This is a genomic window from Pseudomonas sp. 2822-15, from assembly GCF_002742515.1.
In the GTDB taxonomy this organism is placed as follows: Bacteria; Pseudomonadota; Gammaproteobacteria; order Pseudomonadales; family Pseudomonadaceae; genus Aquipseudomonas; species Aquipseudomonas salomonii.
The window spans coordinates 1-261 of the sequence record NZ_LJRY01000347.1 but is presented as its reverse complement, the minus strand read 5'-3'; the positions used below and the strand labels follow the sequence as shown (position 1 = coordinate 261).

1 protein-coding gene is annotated in these 261 nt (G+C 30.7%); it reads right to left on the bottom strand.

Features of this window, described 5'->3' with window-relative positions; genetic code table 11:
- A partial coding sequence (locus tag AOA59_RS33685; RefSeq protein WP_158235277.1) for a prepilin-type N-terminal cleavage/methylation domain-containing protein occupies nucleotides 1–185 on the bottom strand: 185 nt, incomplete at its 3' end.
- Nucleotides 186–261: the final 76 nt, after the last annotated feature.

Here is a 261-nt window from a genome sequence, read left to right as displayed (position 1 = left end):
TCTTTATGTTGTTCTCTCAAGTTTGTGACTATAATATTAGCCTCCTGTCGAAGATTAATGTGTGATTCAGTTTTTTCTGAATGATTGTAAACTGCAAACACTAGGCCGAATGACGATAGAAGGACTAGAGTCGAAATAGCTAATACAAGTAACACTTCAAGTAATGAAAATCCAGAATGGTTCATTAGAATCCTTTTTAACATTATTTTCACCACACTTCATATATTTTCATGATAAACTATCAATAACTAAGATATAAAT